The organism is Bdellovibrio sp. ArHS, from assembly GCF_000786105.1.
Classification (GTDB): domain Bacteria; phylum Bdellovibrionota; class Bdellovibrionia; order Bdellovibrionales; family Bdellovibrionaceae; genus Bdellovibrio.
Window position 1 is genome coordinate 18,843 of sequence record NZ_JTEV01000025.1, and the last position, 14,748, is coordinate 33,590.

The 14,748-nt window shown below is 47.3% G+C and carries 16 protein-coding genes and 1 tRNA gene; 8 read left to right on the forward strand and 9 right to left on the reverse strand.

Going from position 1 to position 14,748, the window contains the following annotated elements:
• Positions 1 to 71: 71 nt before the first annotated feature.
• Positions 72 to 467 carry a response regulator gene (locus tag OM95_RS13375; protein WP_041874814.1) on the forward strand — a complete coding sequence of 132 codons (396 nt, stop codon included), beginning with the start codon at positions 72 to 74 and terminating at the stop codon, positions 465 to 467.
• On the opposite strand, the gene OM95_RS13380 is transcribed toward OM95_RS13375, so the two are convergent.
• Positions 464 to 1,003, reverse strand: a complete 540-nt coding sequence (locus tag OM95_RS13380; RefSeq protein WP_041874816.1) for a DUF4383 domain-containing protein — start codon at positions 1,001 to 1,003, stop codon at positions 464 to 466. The two genes, OM95_RS13375 and OM95_RS13380, sit on opposite strands and share 4 nt — an antisense overlap.
• A 250-nt stretch (positions 1,004 to 1,253) precedes the next feature.
• Here OM95_RS13380 and OM95_RS13385 point away from each other — a divergent pair, with 250 nt between their 5' ends.
• On the forward strand, positions 1,254 to 1,775 hold the full coding sequence (locus OM95_RS13385) for a hypothetical protein (RefSeq protein ID WP_041874818.1): 522 nt from the start codon (positions 1,254 to 1,256) through the stop codon (positions 1,773 to 1,775).
• A 58-nt stretch (positions 1,776 to 1,833) separates the two neighbouring features.
• Here the strand turns inward: OM95_RS13385 and OM95_RS13390 are convergent, their stop codons facing one another.
• Together OM95_RS13390 and OM95_RS13395 are read right to left on the reverse strand one after the other, a co-directional pair.
• On the reverse strand, positions 1,834 to 2,274 hold the full coding sequence (locus OM95_RS13390; RefSeq protein WP_041874820.1) for a hypothetical protein: 441 nt from the start codon (positions 2,272 to 2,274) through the stop codon (positions 1,834 to 1,836).
• Positions 2,275 to 2,404: 130 nt separating this feature from the next.
• Entirely contained in the window at positions 2,405 to 3,169 is a 765-nt protein-coding gene (locus tag OM95_RS13395; protein ID WP_291516388.1) for a methyltransferase, read from the reverse strand.
• Here OM95_RS13395 and OM95_RS13400 point away from each other — a divergent pair.
• Positions 3,152 to 4,159 carry an LLM class flavin-dependent oxidoreductase gene (locus OM95_RS13400; protein WP_041874822.1) on the forward strand — a complete coding sequence of 336 codons (1,008 nt, stop codon included), beginning with the start codon at positions 3,152 to 3,154 and terminating at the stop codon, positions 4,157 to 4,159. The two genes, OM95_RS13395 and OM95_RS13400, sit on opposite strands and share 18 nt — an antisense overlap.
• Here the strand turns inward: OM95_RS13400 and OM95_RS13405 are convergent.
• The 3 genes from OM95_RS13405 to OM95_RS13415 all read right to left on the reverse strand — a co-directional run bounded on the left by OM95_RS13405 (position 4,146) and on the right by OM95_RS13415 (position 8,979).
• Positions 4,146 to 6,434, reverse strand: coding sequence for a translocation/assembly module TamB domain-containing protein (locus OM95_RS13405; RefSeq protein WP_041874823.1), 2,289 nt, complete (start codon positions 6,432 to 6,434; stop codon positions 4,146 to 4,148). The genes OM95_RS13400 and OM95_RS13405 overlap by 14 nt on opposite strands.
• Positions 6,434 to 8,131 (reverse strand): BamA/TamA family outer membrane protein, encoded by a 1,698-nt coding sequence (locus tag OM95_RS13410; RefSeq protein ID WP_291516390.1) that lies wholly within the window; start codon positions 8,129 to 8,131, stop codon positions 6,434 to 6,436. The genes OM95_RS13405 and OM95_RS13410 overlap by 1 nt, the downstream gene beginning before the upstream one ends.
• A 218-nt stretch (positions 8,132 to 8,349) precedes the next feature.
• On the reverse strand, positions 8,350 to 8,979 hold the full coding sequence (locus OM95_RS13415) for a manganese efflux pump MntP family protein (protein WP_291516420.1): 630 nt from the start codon (positions 8,977 to 8,979) through the stop codon (positions 8,350 to 8,352).
• A 243-nt stretch (positions 8,980 to 9,222) separates the two neighbouring features.
• Between OM95_RS13415 and OM95_RS13420 the strand changes: the two genes are divergently transcribed.
• The 3 genes from OM95_RS13420 to OM95_RS13430 all read left to right on the forward strand — a co-directional run bounded on the left by OM95_RS13420 (position 9,223) and on the right by OM95_RS13430 (position 11,387).
• On the forward strand, positions 9,223 to 9,951 hold the full coding sequence (locus OM95_RS13420; protein WP_291516392.1) for a hypothetical protein: 729 nt from the start codon (positions 9,223 to 9,225) through the stop codon (positions 9,949 to 9,951).
• 9 nt (positions 9,952 to 9,960) lie between these two features.
• On the forward strand, positions 9,961 to 10,872 hold the full coding sequence (locus OM95_RS17365; RefSeq protein ID WP_291516394.1) for a LysR family transcriptional regulator: 912 nt from the start codon (positions 9,961 to 9,963) through the stop codon (positions 10,870 to 10,872).
• 98 nt (positions 10,873 to 10,970) lie between these two features.
• On the forward strand, positions 10,971 to 11,387 hold the full coding sequence (locus OM95_RS13430; RefSeq protein WP_041874830.1) for a hypothetical protein: 417 nt from the start codon (positions 10,971 to 10,973) through the stop codon (positions 11,385 to 11,387).
• Between the two features lie 3 nt (positions 11,388 to 11,390).
• Here the strand turns inward: OM95_RS13430 and OM95_RS13435 are convergent, their stop codons facing one another.
• Positions 11,391 to 12,089 carry a pirin family protein gene (locus tag OM95_RS13435; RefSeq protein WP_041874832.1) on the reverse strand — a complete coding sequence of 233 codons (699 nt, stop codon included), beginning with the start codon at positions 12,087 to 12,089 and terminating at the stop codon, positions 11,391 to 11,393.
• A gap of 34 nt (positions 12,090 to 12,123) precedes the next feature.
• Complete coding sequence (locus tag OM95_RS13440) at positions 12,124 to 12,651, reverse strand: YceI family protein (RefSeq protein ID WP_041874833.1); 528 nt, start codon at positions 12,649 to 12,651, stop codon at positions 12,124 to 12,126.
• 296 nt (positions 12,652 to 12,947) lie between these two features.
• Between OM95_RS13440 and OM95_RS13445 the strand changes: the two genes are divergently transcribed.
• Both OM95_RS13445 and OM95_RS13450 read left to right on the forward strand, forming a co-directional pair.
• A tRNA-Arg gene (locus OM95_RS13445) sits at positions 12,948 to 13,024 on the forward strand.
• 125 nt (positions 13,025 to 13,149) lie between these two features.
• On the forward strand, positions 13,150 to 13,992 hold the full coding sequence (locus tag OM95_RS13450) for a phospholipase D-like domain-containing protein (protein WP_041874834.1): 843 nt from the start codon (positions 13,150 to 13,152) through the stop codon (positions 13,990 to 13,992).
• On the opposite strand, the gene OM95_RS13455 is transcribed toward OM95_RS13450, so the two are convergent.
• A complete protein-coding gene (locus tag OM95_RS13455; protein WP_291516396.1) occupies positions 13,901 to 14,716 on the reverse strand; it encodes a YihY/virulence factor BrkB family protein in 816 nt (271 codons plus the stop codon). The genes OM95_RS13450 and OM95_RS13455 overlap by 92 nt on opposite strands.
• Positions 14,717 to 14,748 lie beyond the last annotated feature (32 nt).

Sequence of the window (14,748 nt, forward strand, 5' to 3'; positions counted from 1 at the left end):
CGCTTTGTTTTTTTGCATGGTCCGTGGTGGACGTGCAAAACGTGTTATGCTTTAGGCTGGAGGGGGTTATTATGGCTCTTTCAGACCTTAAAGTTCTCATCGTGGACGACGTGAAGGATAATCAGTTCTTGGTTGAACGATACCTTCAGAAGGTGGGAATCAACCGTCTCAACTTTGCGGAGAATGGGGCTGAAGCTGTTCAGAAGGCTGAGCAAGAAAGTTACGATTGCATTTTGATGGATCTGCAAATGCCCGTGATGGACGGGATGGAAGCCACTCGCAGACTGCGCCAGAATGGGTACAAGAAGGCCATTTGGGCATTAACGGCTCACGCTCTCAGGCAAGATCGCGAACGTTGTCTGGCGCAGGGTTTCGACAAACATTTCAGCAAGCCGTTGGATCGCAGGGCTTTGATCGCAGGCCTTGAAGAACTTCGCCGCCGCAAGGAAAGCGAAGAACATGTTTAACGGTCGGTTTCTTTAGGCCGTTTCAACTTTAGAATAGCTCCGAGAATAAACGCCGAGGCGATCAGCGTGTGCAGAATGTGATCCGCGGTTCCAAACTCCAATGTTCGCGGAATTAATTTCCACAGGAAGCGGTCCTCTGCGATATGACCTACAGTCGCCATTGCGGGACGGCCCAAAGCAAATCCTAAAATTGCCAGTGCTCCATAGATAATACCGAAAGTCAGAGAAAATATTCTGGCGCTTCTTTCACTATCAAATCCAAACCAAAGCGCTAAAGCCCCGCTGGCAATGTGTATGGCATTGTGGGAGTTGCTTAAGTGTGCCGTGAACAAATCTGTGACCACGAAACCCACAAGTCCCACAGTAAGAAAAAGAATGCCCTGAACGACGCATACTTCGCGCGCATAGGTTCGCTCCATGGGAACGACGACTTGTTGAAGAGGCGCTGAGTAAGTGCGTTGAATATTCGTTTGAGTTGTCGATTTAGGTGTGCTTCGTGGTGGTGTGGGCTTTCGCGGTTCTCTTTCCAATTCCATAAGAACTCCTTTGCTCAGTATAAATTATGAGATCCTTTTGTATGTTTCGTGAGGTCCAATGGTGGAAAACACGAAATACAGCCGGTGTTTTTCAGCAGGGGCTGAGAAGCGTTTACCAGAAGAGAACGGAAATTTCAGAGCGACGGAACACTTGGAGTATGTGTTTCATCCATGGGCTTGCTTCCGTTCCGGTCTTTTTCCTAAATAAGGAAAAGAGCGAAATATGAGAACCTAACAAAAGGAGAACACGATGAAAAAACTCGTTATGATTTTAGCGCTTAGCTGTGCGGGAATGTTTGCCAATGCTGAAACCACAGCACTTCAACCTGCGGGTGGTGAGTCGCATATCGCCGGAGGCGCTTGGGTGTGCGGACTTGCTTTTAAAGGCACGTCCAAAGGTATTAAAGTTATCGTCGGTCACTTTAAAACGGTGGCGTATGGCACTTTGTCTTGTAAGGGTGTGGGACAAAAATATCATCAAGATGTGAAAATTGAAATCGGACATCATTGGATTGGCGCCACGGCCGGAATTGGGTATTTCAAGCTGGCAGGTGTCTCTTCAGAAATCAGTCTTTTCAATAGCTCTCCCGAAGTGCTTTTGGGCAAGTATGCAGTGGCGCAAGGAGAAGCCGCAATTATTGGCGGAGTCGGGGCTTTCACGGCTGTGAAGGTCGGATTGCCACAACTGGCATTCAATGTCTCTGTGCAGCTTTTGAAAGGGCTTGGTGTGCAAGTCGGTATCGACAAACTGACTATCAGCGCGATCGATTAGTATCTTTGCAATAGTCTGTTTTAAAAGACCCCTGCTTACGTGCTAGGGGTCCTTGTTTTTATTGCTTCTTCACGTACGCGTTGATGCGCATACCGCGCGCCATGGAACTGGTTACGCTCACGGTAGTTCCTTGAACAAGATCTTCGGTTCGTTTGTTTTCAAAATCGATATTAAAATCTATTGTGCGCGAACGATTGCTGGGGCAGGTGAAAACACCTTTAAAAACTTTTCCAGTTGAGAAGGTCTGAAAGTCCCACAAGAGTGTCGGATTTAAAACATAAGTCCCGTTGCAGGTTTCGTCCACATTGCCGTTGGCGTAAGTCCGCTGTAGCTCAAACTCCGAAGTATTTGTGACCCGGAAATTCAGATACACTTTCTGAAATCCTGCGCGGGCTTCCACTTTGTATTTGCCGACAAGGTTTCCAGGGGTGAGTTCCGCAGCTATGGCCTGGGAACCGATAAATAGAAATAGTGCTGATGTTAATAAATGTTTCATCATCCCTCCGTTGGTGATGAGGTTTTTTATACGAAGGGAAAAAGTTTCGGACAAAATAAAACCACCGGCCTTGAGGTTTTACATGTCTGTATTGCAAATCTGTTTTGAGGACATATATTTTGAGTCCAAAGTCTTAGGTCGCACGAGAAATTTGCACCAAGCCCGTGCCGCGAATGTCGGGCAAACGTTTTAATAGCATCTGTGGAGACAGGATTTTACGAGCTTCTGCAAATGAGTTCCAACCATGTTCTTGTAAGTCTCTTAAAAGAACAAAAGCGTGTCCCTGAGGCCCTAGGCAGTGCTCTATGGCATTGAGCAAAGTTTTAAAGTCTGAATCTAAGTAGAAACGACAACGGTTTTTAAATTCTGAAGGGGACAGTTTACCTCTTCCTGAAAAGAAGTAAGGGGGGTTGCACAGAATCAGATCGTAACGTGCCAAGTAGTCGTTTGTTAAAAGCTCGGCATAATTCATATTCAAAAACCGCAACTGGGAATTCGTGATACCCGAGCGATGGACATTTTCCAGAAAATATTTTTCATAAACGGATTGCACTTCAAGAAAGTCAAATTGCTGTGGGACTTCTCCCAGATTGTTTTGACAGTGGAACAGAAAGTCCAAACCGATAATGCCGCAACCCGAGCATAGATCTAAGCCATTCAGATCTTTCACACTTTGCGCAGCGTAGGCTTCATAAACCTGTCGTGCCAGAAAAACAGAATCATGAGAGAATCTGTATTCCTCGGGTTGCACGTACTGGAAAGTATAGTGTGAATTTATAGACGACATTTCGGCCACCATAGCACTGAACTTTGCGTAAGACCAAAGTATTTTCAGAAGGCGGTTCTTGCCAATGTTTGGTTCGCCCGCATAATAAGAGATATGAAAAAACTTTCTCAAACTCCTTTGTCAGTCCTGGATTTGGCGCCCATCGCCGAGGGAAAAACCATCAGCGATGCGTTTAAAAATACTCTGGATCTGGCCCAGCATGTGGAAAAATGGGGTTACCACCGCTTTTGGCTGGCCGAGCATCACAACCTGGAAGGCATCGCCAGTGCGGCGACATCAGTTCTTATTGGTTACGTCGCTGCGGGCACTGCGAAGATCCGAGTGGGTTCGGGGGGAATCATGCTTCCCAATCATGCGCCTTTAGTTATTGCAGAACAATTTGGTACTTTGGAAACTCTTTATCCTGGACGAATTGATCTAGGGTTAGGGCGCGCTCCGGGCACGGATGGTTTTACGATGCGCGCTTTACGCAAAGATCTGACGAACAAGGACGTCGAGTTTGCAGATCAGGTTCAGGAACTGCAGTACTATTTTTCCGCTCCCACACCGGGACAAAAAGTGAAGGCTATTCCTGGTGCCGGCATGGATGTTCCACTTTGGCTTTTAGGTTCAAGTCTTTATAGCGCGCAATTGGCTGCAGTGTTGGGATTGCCTTATGCTTTTGCTGGCCATTTTGCGCCGGAAATGATGATGCAGGCGATAGATCTGTATCGTGTAGGATTTCAGGCCTCGCGGCATTTAAAAGAGCCGCGTGTTATGGTAGGGGTTCAGGTCGTCGCGGCAGATTCGGATGCCAAGGCAAAATTTTTAGCGACGACAAATTATCAACGCTTTTTGGGGATCATTCGCAATCAGCGTATTTCACTGCGTCCTCCGGTGCAGGATATGGATGCTCTATGGACGCCGATGGAAAAGGAACATGTGTTGCAAAAGCTAGGGACAGCCGTTATCGGTGGTCCGGAAAAGGTGCGAGAGGGATTACAAAAGTTGATTGATCAGACGCAGGCGGATGAGCTGATGATCGTGTCGGACGCCTATGAACATACCGATCGTCTGCACTCTTTTGAGATTATCAAGGAAGTGTCCTCTAAAAACGTTTAAACCATTCGATCAAAGTGGTGATAACGTCTTCGGTGTTGTCTGATTGTTTGAGTTCCGTAGAAAGGCTCCACGGGCCCCCCAGTCTTCGACGCACGGTGAACTGTTGAGAAGTTTCAAAGTTAGACCCCAGTGACACGGAAGTCTGATCATCCAGGCGAACGCGCGCCGTGTAGCTTTGTGTGCGAGGATCGAAATAGACGCTTTCAATGGGCGTCGAGGACAACAGGAACAAAGACGCCAAGCCAAATGCTTCTGAGAGAAGTGCTTGGTCAAGTTGACCGGCGGTATTTTTATCTTCGTCAGCAAGCTGTTGCAACGATTTGTTGAAAAGTAAAATTGAAATGATTTGTTGGCGGCTCAAAGGGGGATCACTGAGCAGTTCGATGCGCGGTTTTTCGGTGGTACCGACAATCAGAATCTCTATTTTGACTTCAGAAGTTCGATGGATCAAGAGTCCATCCAAATCCTGAACAGTAGAGTCTGGATATTTTTTCAGAATGAAGCGATCCACGGCAGCCTTCTTTTTAAAAATCTCGACATTCATTTTGCCGACGGACACTGTTCCGGAAAGGGATTTTGAGTCCCGCAATTTATAATTGATGTGAAGGGGAATCGGCTCCTCTAAAAGTCGGGTGCGTAAGCGGACAGGTGTGGCATCGGTGTGGATATGAAGATTCTGAATAGCGAAAGAAGAAGGTGCTTTCGGAGAGCGAGGCGCAAGTGTTGGTTGTTTGACGAAGCGAGCGTCGGGTTTGAACTGAGGGGGTGTTTCAAAACCTAAATAGGGCAGCTCGAAGGTGACTTCGGTCAGACCAATATCGCCTTGAAGAGTGAAAAGGGGTTTTCGGAAATCAGCTGTCAGTTGCAGCTGGGACGTTGTTTTCAGTGCTTGGCGAGGACTTGTCAGATTTGTGGTTAAAGAGGCATTGACGTCAAATAATTTGCTCAAGACCTCCGTCGGAGGACCTTCGATTTGCAGCTGTAGGTCACCTTTAAGAACATGCAACGGAGCAGGCAGTGAATAGGCACTTTTCACAAGCAAGCGTTGCCAATTTTCCAGAGCGGGGACTTTAAGAAGAGCTTGCAGCGTTTCAACTTTTAATTGCTGAAGACTTTTCCTGGTCAAATTCAAAGTCGCGGACGCAGAGCTATCAACAGACAGATCAATTAAAGTCGGCTCTTGCATCCGCCACTGAATTTGAGGGCGTAAGTGCAGAATATCTTTTTCAAGACGTATCGGGCTGCGAATGAGCGAGCTCAGCGCCAGGGACTCGGGGAGTCCTTTAAGGCGGGTCTTGCGAATCTTATGTGCCTCTAAAAGACAGGGCCAATTTAGATCTATCGGGAGTCCTTTGGCGATTTGAATTTTCACATCGCACTTTTTCACAGAGAGCCGTTGAAAGGGCCAGCGCGGCTCTTGCAGATCGGCTTTAAGGGCCAGGGTCCACAATTCTTGTTTCAGTTCTGCCTGAAGCTCTGAAGACAGGGTCATTTTCTGATGTTTCATCAGGGTCCGCAGGGTTACTTGCAAACGATCTAACCAGGACAGGCGCAGGGCGGTTTTAAGGCCTAAAGAAGGCACCTCAAACTGGCCCTCTATCTGCAATTCTGTCGGTGTGCTGAGTCGCAAAGAAGATTGCATTGCACCTTGAACTAAAAGATTTCTGTTCACCTGCATCGCCAACTCGGTTTTTAAGGTGACTGCGGAACCTTGCGAGTGTGCCGTCGTGGAAACGGTGAAATCTGTGCTTGGCAGGAGCGAGATTTTTGCATCTTGGATCTCGAGCGCTAAAGATTCCACCGCTTCTTTGGGCAGCAGGGCCAGATACCGGGACAGGAAAGAATCCAGAGAGGCGAATTGCAGGGCGGGCCATTGAAAAGGCTCTGCGGGTTTGGTTTCGGTGGATTCGGGAATGATCACGACAATGTGATCCGAGAATGCTTTAAGATTGAGATTTCTGATTTGCACAAAGGGCCTTTGGGTTGTAAGGCCCGCATAAAAACTCAAATGAATTTTCTGCGCACAGATATCCACAACGGGCTGGGGATATTTAAAACAAAGATCTGTCGCCTCTAGGCTCAAGGACTTTGCCGTAAGTCCCTTATTTTGAATCTGCAGTTCAAAATTTTTCCACGTCATTTGGATCTGGGTTTTGTCCACGACCCTGCGCAGATTTTTTTCGTTGAGAATCCAGTCCAGATTCATCCACAGCCCGGCAAAGGCTGCAAGAATCAGCAGGACGAAGCCCATAAGAAAAAGCAGAAACTTTTTCATTAGAACTCCCTTCCTAAGCTTAGATAGAATTGCCAGTGAGGTTCAACATCTACGTTATCGGCAAACAGAATCTGCCCTTGGGAAAGACTTGCGCGGATGGGCCCCAAGAATGAGGGCCAGCGAAGGCCCAATCCCGGTGAATAATATAGAGTTCGAGACAGTGTAAAAATCTGACTGCTTTCCCATCCCATGTCTAAGAACACAAAGGGTTGAAGTTTGAAAGGGAAAACATCGCCAGCGCGAAGTTCGAAGCCTTGATAAATAAATGTTGCCGAGCCCAATTGGGATAAGGGGATTTGTTTTCTGGAAAATCCGCGCAAGGTGCCATCGCCGCCCAGATAAAAACGCAAGTTCTCGGGGACAACGGAAAAGAATTGCGAATCGTCAGACATAAAGAATGTACCGGCTTTGAAGCGCCAGCCAAAGACCATCAAAGGCGGGTCCCAGAGATTGAAGTTCCATAGATTTTGTTGTTGGTAAAGCCATTGATGGAAGGTCTGATCCGCGCCCAGGTTTTCATAGGCGGAACGAAGATTGGATGAAAGCTGCCAGCCAGAGCGGGGTTCGCCCATGTAGTATTCATAGTCATGACTTTGTAAATACAGTTCGACATTCGAAGTCGCACTTAAGAGCACTGTGTTTGAACTGTCTCGAACAACGTTATTGTACGTGTAGAAGGGGCCCAGTTGAAAACGGGACGTGAAGTCGTCAAACTCTTTGGTCAGCCCCCACTCAAGTCCCAGTTCAGCCGTGAAGGACTGGTATTGGTCTTCAAGTTCATTTTTTAAATTAAGCTGTGGCGACCAGAAAGTGCGATCTTTATAGGGAGGTCCGCCATAAAGTTGAAAGGCATTGTCCCAGGTCTGCTCGATAAATGAAAGAAACAGTTTACTTTCAAACGTGCTTCCCGACGAGTCCAACTGAGACTGTTTGTAGCGGATCTGCGCGATGGCTCCTACTTCCGTGTTAAAACCCACACCTGCAGAGATAAGCTGGGGATCCCCTGTGACCAGGCGGGGAACGATCTTGAGTTCTGCACCGGAAGTGCATTGCGTTTCAAAATAAGCGCTGAGGTGATACTCGTCCAAAAGCATCCGGTTGGAAGTAAGCTGCAGCAGGCGAGCATCAAATTTCTGGCCCGGTAAAAATGCGCTGTAACGACCAATGGAAAGTTGTTGTTGAGTGCCGCGGACTTCGACATCCGTCGTGGGGAAGTTGTAAAGCTCTCCCGGTATTAAGGTGACAGTGACGGATTCTTCTAAGGGCATGGCTTGAATGTGCACCTCGGGACACGGGTATCCAAGGTTTTGTAGATGAGCCTTGCTCCAGGCCTCTACTTCATCAAGAAGCTCTGGCGTTAAGGGGCGCCCCTTGAGTTTTCTTCTTTTTTCGGCGTGAAATCCTAAAGGGGCATTCTCAAACGTCCATTTTTTTAGATATGTCTGGGGACCGGTTTTGACGAAAAGAGTGTTATCGCGGATTTCAAATTGCGGTTGGTGAAAAGCGCGCTGTTGCAAAAACGATTTTAAAAAAAGTTGGGCTTGCCACGCGGGGACTTGTTTCCAGGCATGGCTTTCGTTGTCACCACAGATCCATTTATGTTCGGTTTTTGAAAGATCTATTTTTTCAGTAGATTCGATTTGAATTTGGGGACAGGGCTGCTGAACTTGCACGTCTTTCGCATTTGCCTGCGACACCCTCCCGATGAGAGCTGCGATCAGCAGAAATGTCTTAAACGTGACGAACATCCCTAAACCTAACGTGCGAATTAACAGTAAAAAATATCTTCAGCTTTCGGGAAAGGATAGTCGTCCTTCCCGAAAAAATGAAGTCATTTACGCAGGATTCTGTTGCTGGTATTGTGAGTTGACACCGACAACCGACTTCGTACTAGGCGCTCATGATATTGCTGTCTTTAGATCGAGAGCATCTGTATCGACATCGCGCCAAGAATGACCGAGCCCACGAGGGTAAAAACGGGGCCCATTTTATCTGAAAGACGACGGGCCAAGTAAAGGCCAATCAAAGTGGTTACGAAAGCAAAGACACCGATAGAGACGACATAGTAGCCGATGGATTTATTTGCAATACCTAAACTGATACCGACGCCCAAGGCATCCAGGCTGGTGGCGAAGGACACAATCAGAACTTTTGTAAAGCTGTGAAATTCAGTGGCCTCTTCAGACGCTTCCGGCGAGCGTAAGGCCGAGATCCCTTCGTGCGCCATGTGAATGGCGACAGCTGCAAGAAGGCCGAAGGCAATCCAGTGATCAAAGTCCGCAATATAGGCAATGATTTGAGAACCCGCAATAAACCCCAGAAGCGTTACCAGGGCTTCGGCACCACCCGACGAAAAAGCAAAACGCAGGGCCTCTTTGCGACTAAAAGGTCGGCTTCCCATGGCGAGGGCCGCAGAGAATGAATCCGCACTTAAAATTAAACCTAAAACGATAACTTCGATCATGAATGCCCCACCTTTACATAAAGCCGTGGGTCTTTGGACATGAGACAACACGGCGTAAATAAACACCAGTGTCAGTCTCATCAACAAGAATTGAGTCTTGCGGAAAGGCCGGAGTTCATCACTCAGTATGTCGACCTCACCTTTAGCTTAGAGCTAAACGATTACTCCCTAACGAGGCTTTAAAATAAAGCCAACGCTTAAATTATGTCAATGGGGGGTGAAGAGAAAGCTGAAACATTTTACAGATTGGCTCGGGGCTTCAATTTAAATGGGCCCTGACAGGTCGCTGTGGCCGTGTTGTCATAGATCAACAGGGAGATCTTCATGCGTTTGCTGAGCCTTTTCGGCTCTTTATTTCTTTTAAATGGTTGCTCACATTCATTGCGTTTTCGGGCTTCTCATTTTGCCGTCCCGGTTACCGGGGAACAGCCGTGGAACGGGCACATTGCGGTTGCTGGGACGCCGACGACGAAGGTCACGGTCGTGGACAACATCAGTTCAAATCCCCCGGATCGATCTGAAGTGAAAATCAATGACGCTTTGGACGTCACGGAAGTTTTGTTGGTGGGATATGTCGGCGTCGACGCTAGTCTGAGTGTTTTGCGAAGTGTGGATGTTTTTGTTGATAGCAATTTGTTCGGCTTGCGCTGGCAGTTTTTAAATCATGACGCTAAAGCTGACGCTTGGGTTTCAGCAGTGCATGCGTCTTATGGAGAAATGAAATCCACCACCTCCAACAATGCGGACGAAGCCGTGTCGAAAATTAAGACGAGCCAAGGCGGCTTGAGTGTGGGTTATAAATTTGCGGCCTTTGTTCCTTACGTGTCTTACATTTATGAAACTCACGATGTTTCTACTGAAGTGACAAATTCCCTAGGGGCTTTCGGGCCCTATGATGACAAAGGGACGCACCAATATGTTTCCGTGGGATTGTCGTCCTATCGCCGCGGTTTGATGGGGGCTATTGAGTACAGTCTTATCGATATCAATTGGGATCGCGCCAAAAATGAAAAACAAAATTCTGTGGCTGCAAAACTAGGCTTCGCCTGGTAGAGACTGAACATGACGTTTGAGCAGTTGATTACCTTAGAGATGATTGTTGAAAAGGGCAGCTTTAAAGCTGCAGCGGAAGCACTTCATAAAACCCAGCCCAGTTTGAGTGTTGCCATCAAAAAACTGGAAGAAGAATTCGCTGTGCTGCTTTTCAATCGCGATGAATACCGACCGACACTGACCGAGCAAGGTAAAACCTTTTACCGCTGGGCTCAGACGTGCTTGCGAACTTTTCGCGAACTTGAAGTCAAAGGGAAAGAGCTGGGTAAGCTCGCCATTGAGCCGCGCTTAACGATCGTATTAGATCCTTTGGTCCAGTTCGAGTCTGTGCAGTCGGTCTTCGAAGCGCGTTCGCACTTACCCAATGTGACCGAATTTAATTTTCAAACTGAAACCCTTGATGCGGGAATGCAAATTCTCTTAAACGGTGAAGCGGATTTCGCTATTGCCCCGAAGATGGGACAAGATGACCGAATCGAAAGTGTGCGTTTCGCCAAAATTAAGATGATTCCGGCGGTTTCCAAAAAGCTGCTTAAAAATGACACTGTCGATTTTTCCTGGCTTCGTAACACTCGCCAAATTGTGGTTTCCAAAAGCGGAGGCAAGGATTTTAATGTGGCCAAGTCTTCTCGGGGATTGTTCAGCGAAGGACCAAAATGTTTTGTGTCGGATCACGCTTTAAAGCGCCATCTCATTTTGAACGGATTTGGATGGGGGCGACTTGCCACTTACGAAGTGCAAAGCGAGCTTCAGAAGGGCACTGTGATCGAGATCAAACATGACTCGATTGTACCGATTGCTTTGGATCTGCATATCATGCGTTCGAAGGTGAAGCCGATGGGGCCTGTGGCAAAAATGATTTGGGAGCAGCTTTTGCAACAGTGTGACTCGGTCAAGGCCGGAAAAAAGAGAAAGTCTTAAAGGCGGCCGTTCTCTGCCAATTCGCAGTTGAATTTTTAGTAATTTGCCCCGAGCAAAGCGACACTCTTAACTTCAAGCTAAAAATGAAGGAAGAGTGTATGAATGCGATCAAGTGTTTGGGCTTCGTGAGCATTTTCATCCTAGCATCTTCGGCGTTAGCTGAATCACATCTGGTGGGTCACTGGGTCCCGGCGTCCGGTGATAGTACCTGGGCGCGAATAGAAATAAGTCGTGATTTTCTGGTTACAGCTTTTCGGTCTTGCGCCAAGGGGCAGAGGTGTGAACGCCGTACCGAGTTTCAGTTGACCACTTATGGTCGAAGATCAGTTCCTGAACCCACGGCGACCATGGGCTCAGGAACTTTTATCGATATGGTTCATAAGTTTTCCGCCACCGAGGTTGTGGAGCTACGCGCGGGGCGTTTGTTTTTACGCGAGTATCTTTATCCCATTCCTTTACGTGAATCCCCGGGCAATATGCTTAAAACAACCTTTGTGCGCGCGCCCCAGCGTTAAGACTTAGGCCAGATCAAAGAGCATGAATTCGGAGTCCTCTTGAGCTGACACCTGCAGACTCTGTTCCTGACTGACTTTCACAGCATCGCCTGTTTCTAAAACGTGACCGTTAATATTCAGGTGACCTTGAATCACTTGCAGCCAGACATGTCGTGACGGACGAATTGGAAAAGCGAACTCTTTTCCTTTCTTCATTCGTGAAATGTACAAATCCGCATCCTGATTAATGCTGATGGAACCTTCTCGCCCTTCTTTAGACACCACCAACACCAGATCTTTTGTATTTAAGTCATCCGCAAAAGATTTTTGGCCATATCCGAAAGAGGTTCCGGGTCGGTCTGGCAGAATCCAAATCTGAAAGAAGTGTGTGTCAGACTCGGGCATTTTATTGTATTCAGAGTGCATGACACCAGTGCCAGCACTCATTCTTTGTACGTCGCCTGGTTTGATAACCGCCACGTTGCCTTTAGAGTCTTTGTGTTCCAAAGCCCCTTGTACAACATAAGAGATAATTTCCATGTCGCGATGTCCGTGCATTCCGAAGCCGGTGCCGCCCTCGATACGATCCTCGTTGATGACACGCAAAGCGCGAAAGCCCATGTGATCGGGGTCGTAGTAGTCGGCAAAAGAAAATGTGTGGCGTGATTTCAGCCAGCCATGATCAGCGAAGCCGCGTTCGTTTGATTTGCGTAGGGCAAACATAAAATCTCCAGTCCTCGGATCTTAATGACCGAGACTAAATTAGTTTCGTGAATTGGATGTCTAAGGAAATACTCACGTCGTCACCGACGAGGATTCCGCCAGTTTCCAAAGCGGCATTCCAAGTAAGACCAAAATCTTTCCGATTGATTTTCGTTGTCGCCGAAACACCGATCTTTAGATTTCCCCAAGGATCTTTCATTTCGTCAGTGGGGCCTTCGACGTCCAAAGATACTTCTTTGGTGATTCCGTGGATTGTAAGGTCTCCTAAAACCTTGAGTTCGCCGGGGCTTACCACTTTCACGTTTGTGGATTTGAAGGTGATAACTGGAAACTTTTCGACATCGAAGAAATCGGCGCTTTTTAAGTGAGCATCCCGTTGGGCTTCGCGGGTATTGATACTGGCCGTTTCGATGCTGGCTTCGATCTTCGCTGCCGCGGGATTTGTGGAATCATATTCCAAAGTTCCTGACATTTTTTCGAAGCCACCATGGACCTTGGCGATCATCATGTGTTTGATACTGAAGTTGGCCGTTGAGTGAGAGGGGTCAATTTGATATTTCATGCAGTTCTCCTTTTTCTGAGAGCGTTGCCGTCTCTGTCTCTAATATCGCCCGGATCAGGGAATAAAAAAATTATTAAGAATTCATGATCTATATAGATTTAATTTATATAGTTTTGAGGCTCAGTTGGCGAGCGAACTGAGGTGTCGGTTTAAAGCATTTAAAGGCTATAAGAAGCCAAGGGGAGCCGCAAGGAATCTGGCCTCTTGTTTTAAATCCCTGGGGTTTAGCAAAGAAGTCCTTGATATCGTTGGGTTAAACCCCTATAAAGAAGGCTCACAGCAATGTGATACAGCGTGGTTCCGTAGCTCAGCTGGATAGAGCATCTCCCTTCTAAGGAGAGGGTCGTACGTTCGAGTCGTACCGGAATCACCATTTTCTTTAAACTCCCTAAATTACGCACTGCATTCAATTGGCATACTTCATGTCGTATAACGGTCTTGCGGCGTCTTGGTTGCTTCTGAAATTCGAGCTTTAGACAATATTTTGTCGGGGGCTCAATGACGCAGAAAAAAATCTCTGGCGATACGGCTTTGGTGACCGACGATGATTACCTTGGCGTCCTTCTAGATCTTTTGGATACAGCAAAATTTCAGATCAATATTTTGGCCTATTCTTTTGCTATCGGCAGCGCTGCGGGAAAATTAAATATGAGCACGGCTCCTTATGCGATTGCGGAAAAGCTGAAAGACCTTAAACATCAGAATCCGAGCTTGCGCATTCGCCTGTACATAGAAGGAGTGCGCGATACTTCAGATCGCAATCTCGTCACCGCACAATTTTTGAAACGGGCGGGAGTCGAGGTCATGTCCGGGAAGACTCATGCAAAAGGTTTTAGCGTGGATGGTCGGTATGTGCTGGTTGAGATGATTCGATCCGCAAAAAAGTCTTTAGAGTTCTCCATTTACTTTTTTGACCATAAAGAAATTCGTGACGCTTTTATCGAGGCGCACCGTCGTGGCGTCAAGGTCAAGGGTTTTGCTCATCATCACACGGCATTTGCCCTAAGTTACGTGCGCAGAACAAGACGAACAATAGAGCGACTTCAAGAGGAAGGAATTGACAGCCTGTATTTCGCGCCAGGAAGCTTCTTCACCCACTCGAAGTATTTAATCAAAGACAGACAAGAAGTCGCCCTAGGGACGGGAAATTGGCTGGTCGAGGATGTTGAGATTCATCCGCAGCTTTATATTCACTTAAAGAACAGGGACCTGGCGCAACAGCTTGCAAAGCATTTAGCCAAACAAATTGCTAAGCAACGTGACGCTTTTGCAGGGACGCGCACAAAGCCACGCCACCCAGAATCACATACCAGATTGTCAGAATCCAAAACAGCAAGATAGGTAGAGCCGCGAAAGATCCATAGATTTTATTGTAGGCAAAGAACTTCAAAGCGATGGCGGCATAACTCTTATGCACTCCATACATCGCTACGGAGGCGGTCACGGCGGAAATCAAAGCCGCGCGTTTGCGAACATACACCGTGGGAACAAGCTTGTAGATGAGGAATAACGAACCCACCAAGACCAAAGAGTTAGAAACAAATGCCGGCACCACACGATGAACGAACTGAAATTGTTCTAGCGATTGAAAGCCCACATAAACGGCCAATAGGACGGGAATCAGAAGAATCAAGCCCCACTGATAGATCACACGCTTATAAAAGGGACGAGTGTTTTTTTGATTCCACACCCGGTGAATGCCGACTTCCATATCTAAAAGCATCCGAATGGACGTGATAAAAAGAAGAATCGCCCCCGTGGAGCCCAATTTTCCGGCGCTGATATTCTTTAAGAAGATGCGAATGAACTTGGTGACATCCGAACCTGCGGCTTCGCGGATATTTCGCAAAAGTAAAGACTCGACTTGCGGATAAAAAGCTTCCAACCCCCCGATGGATTGAAAAGTCGCAAGCACAACGGCAATAAAGGGGACTAAGGCCACGGCCGTGGAAAATGCCAAGGAGGCCGCAACCAGACGGATTTCACCATCTCGCATCTGCTGAAGAGTGTCTTTAAAGACTTCTCTGAAAACTGTGAATCTAAGATTTTGCAGCAACGGACTCATGAAGCCAACAATAGCATGCTTCTTTTGAGTCC

Coding starts and splice junctions, on each gene's coding strand:
- OM95_RS13375 (WP_041874814.1), top strand. CDS start 72: ATGGCTCTTTCAGACCTTAAAGTTCTCATCGTGGACGACGTGAAGGAT.
- OM95_RS13380 (WP_041874816.1), bottom strand. CDS start 1,003: ATGGAATTGGAAAGAGAACCGCGAAAGCCCACACCACCACGAAGCACA.
- OM95_RS13385 (WP_041874818.1), top strand. CDS start 1,254: ATGAAAAAACTCGTTATGATTTTAGCGCTTAGCTGTGCGGGAATGTTT.
- OM95_RS13390 (WP_041874820.1), bottom strand. CDS start 2,274: ATGATGAAACATTTATTAACATCAGCACTATTTCTATTTATCGGTTCC.
- OM95_RS13400 (WP_041874822.1), top strand. CDS start 3,152: ATGAAAAAACTTTCTCAAACTCCTTTGTCAGTCCTGGATTTGGCGCCC.
- OM95_RS13405 (WP_041874823.1), bottom strand. CDS start 6,434: ATGAAAAAGTTTCTGCTTTTTCTTATGGGCTTCGTCCTGCTGATTCTT.
- OM95_RS13415 (WP_291516420.1), bottom strand. CDS start 8,979: ATGAGACTGACACTGGTGTTTATTTACGCCGTGTTGTCTCATGTCCAA.
- OM95_RS13420 (WP_291516392.1), top strand. CDS start 9,223: ATGCGTTTGCTGAGCCTTTTCGGCTCTTTATTTCTTTTAAATGGTTGC.
- OM95_RS17365 (WP_291516394.1), top strand. CDS start 9,961: ATGACGTTTGAGCAGTTGATTACCTTAGAGATGATTGTTGAAAAGGGC.
- OM95_RS13430 (WP_041874830.1), top strand. CDS start 10,971: ATGAATGCGATCAAGTGTTTGGGCTTCGTGAGCATTTTCATCCTAGCA.
- OM95_RS13435 (WP_041874832.1), bottom strand. CDS start 12,089: ATGTTTGCCCTACGCAAATCAAACGAACGCGGCTTCGCTGATCATGGC.
- OM95_RS13440 (WP_041874833.1), bottom strand. CDS start 12,651: ATGAAATATCAAATTGACCCCTCTCACTCAACGGCCAACTTCAGTATC.
- OM95_RS13450 (WP_041874834.1), top strand. CDS start 13,150: ATGACGCAGAAAAAAATCTCTGGCGATACGGCTTTGGTGACCGACGAT.
- OM95_RS13455 (WP_291516396.1), bottom strand. CDS start 14,716: ATGAGTCCGTTGCTGCAAAATCTTAGATTCACAGTTTTCAGAGAAGTC.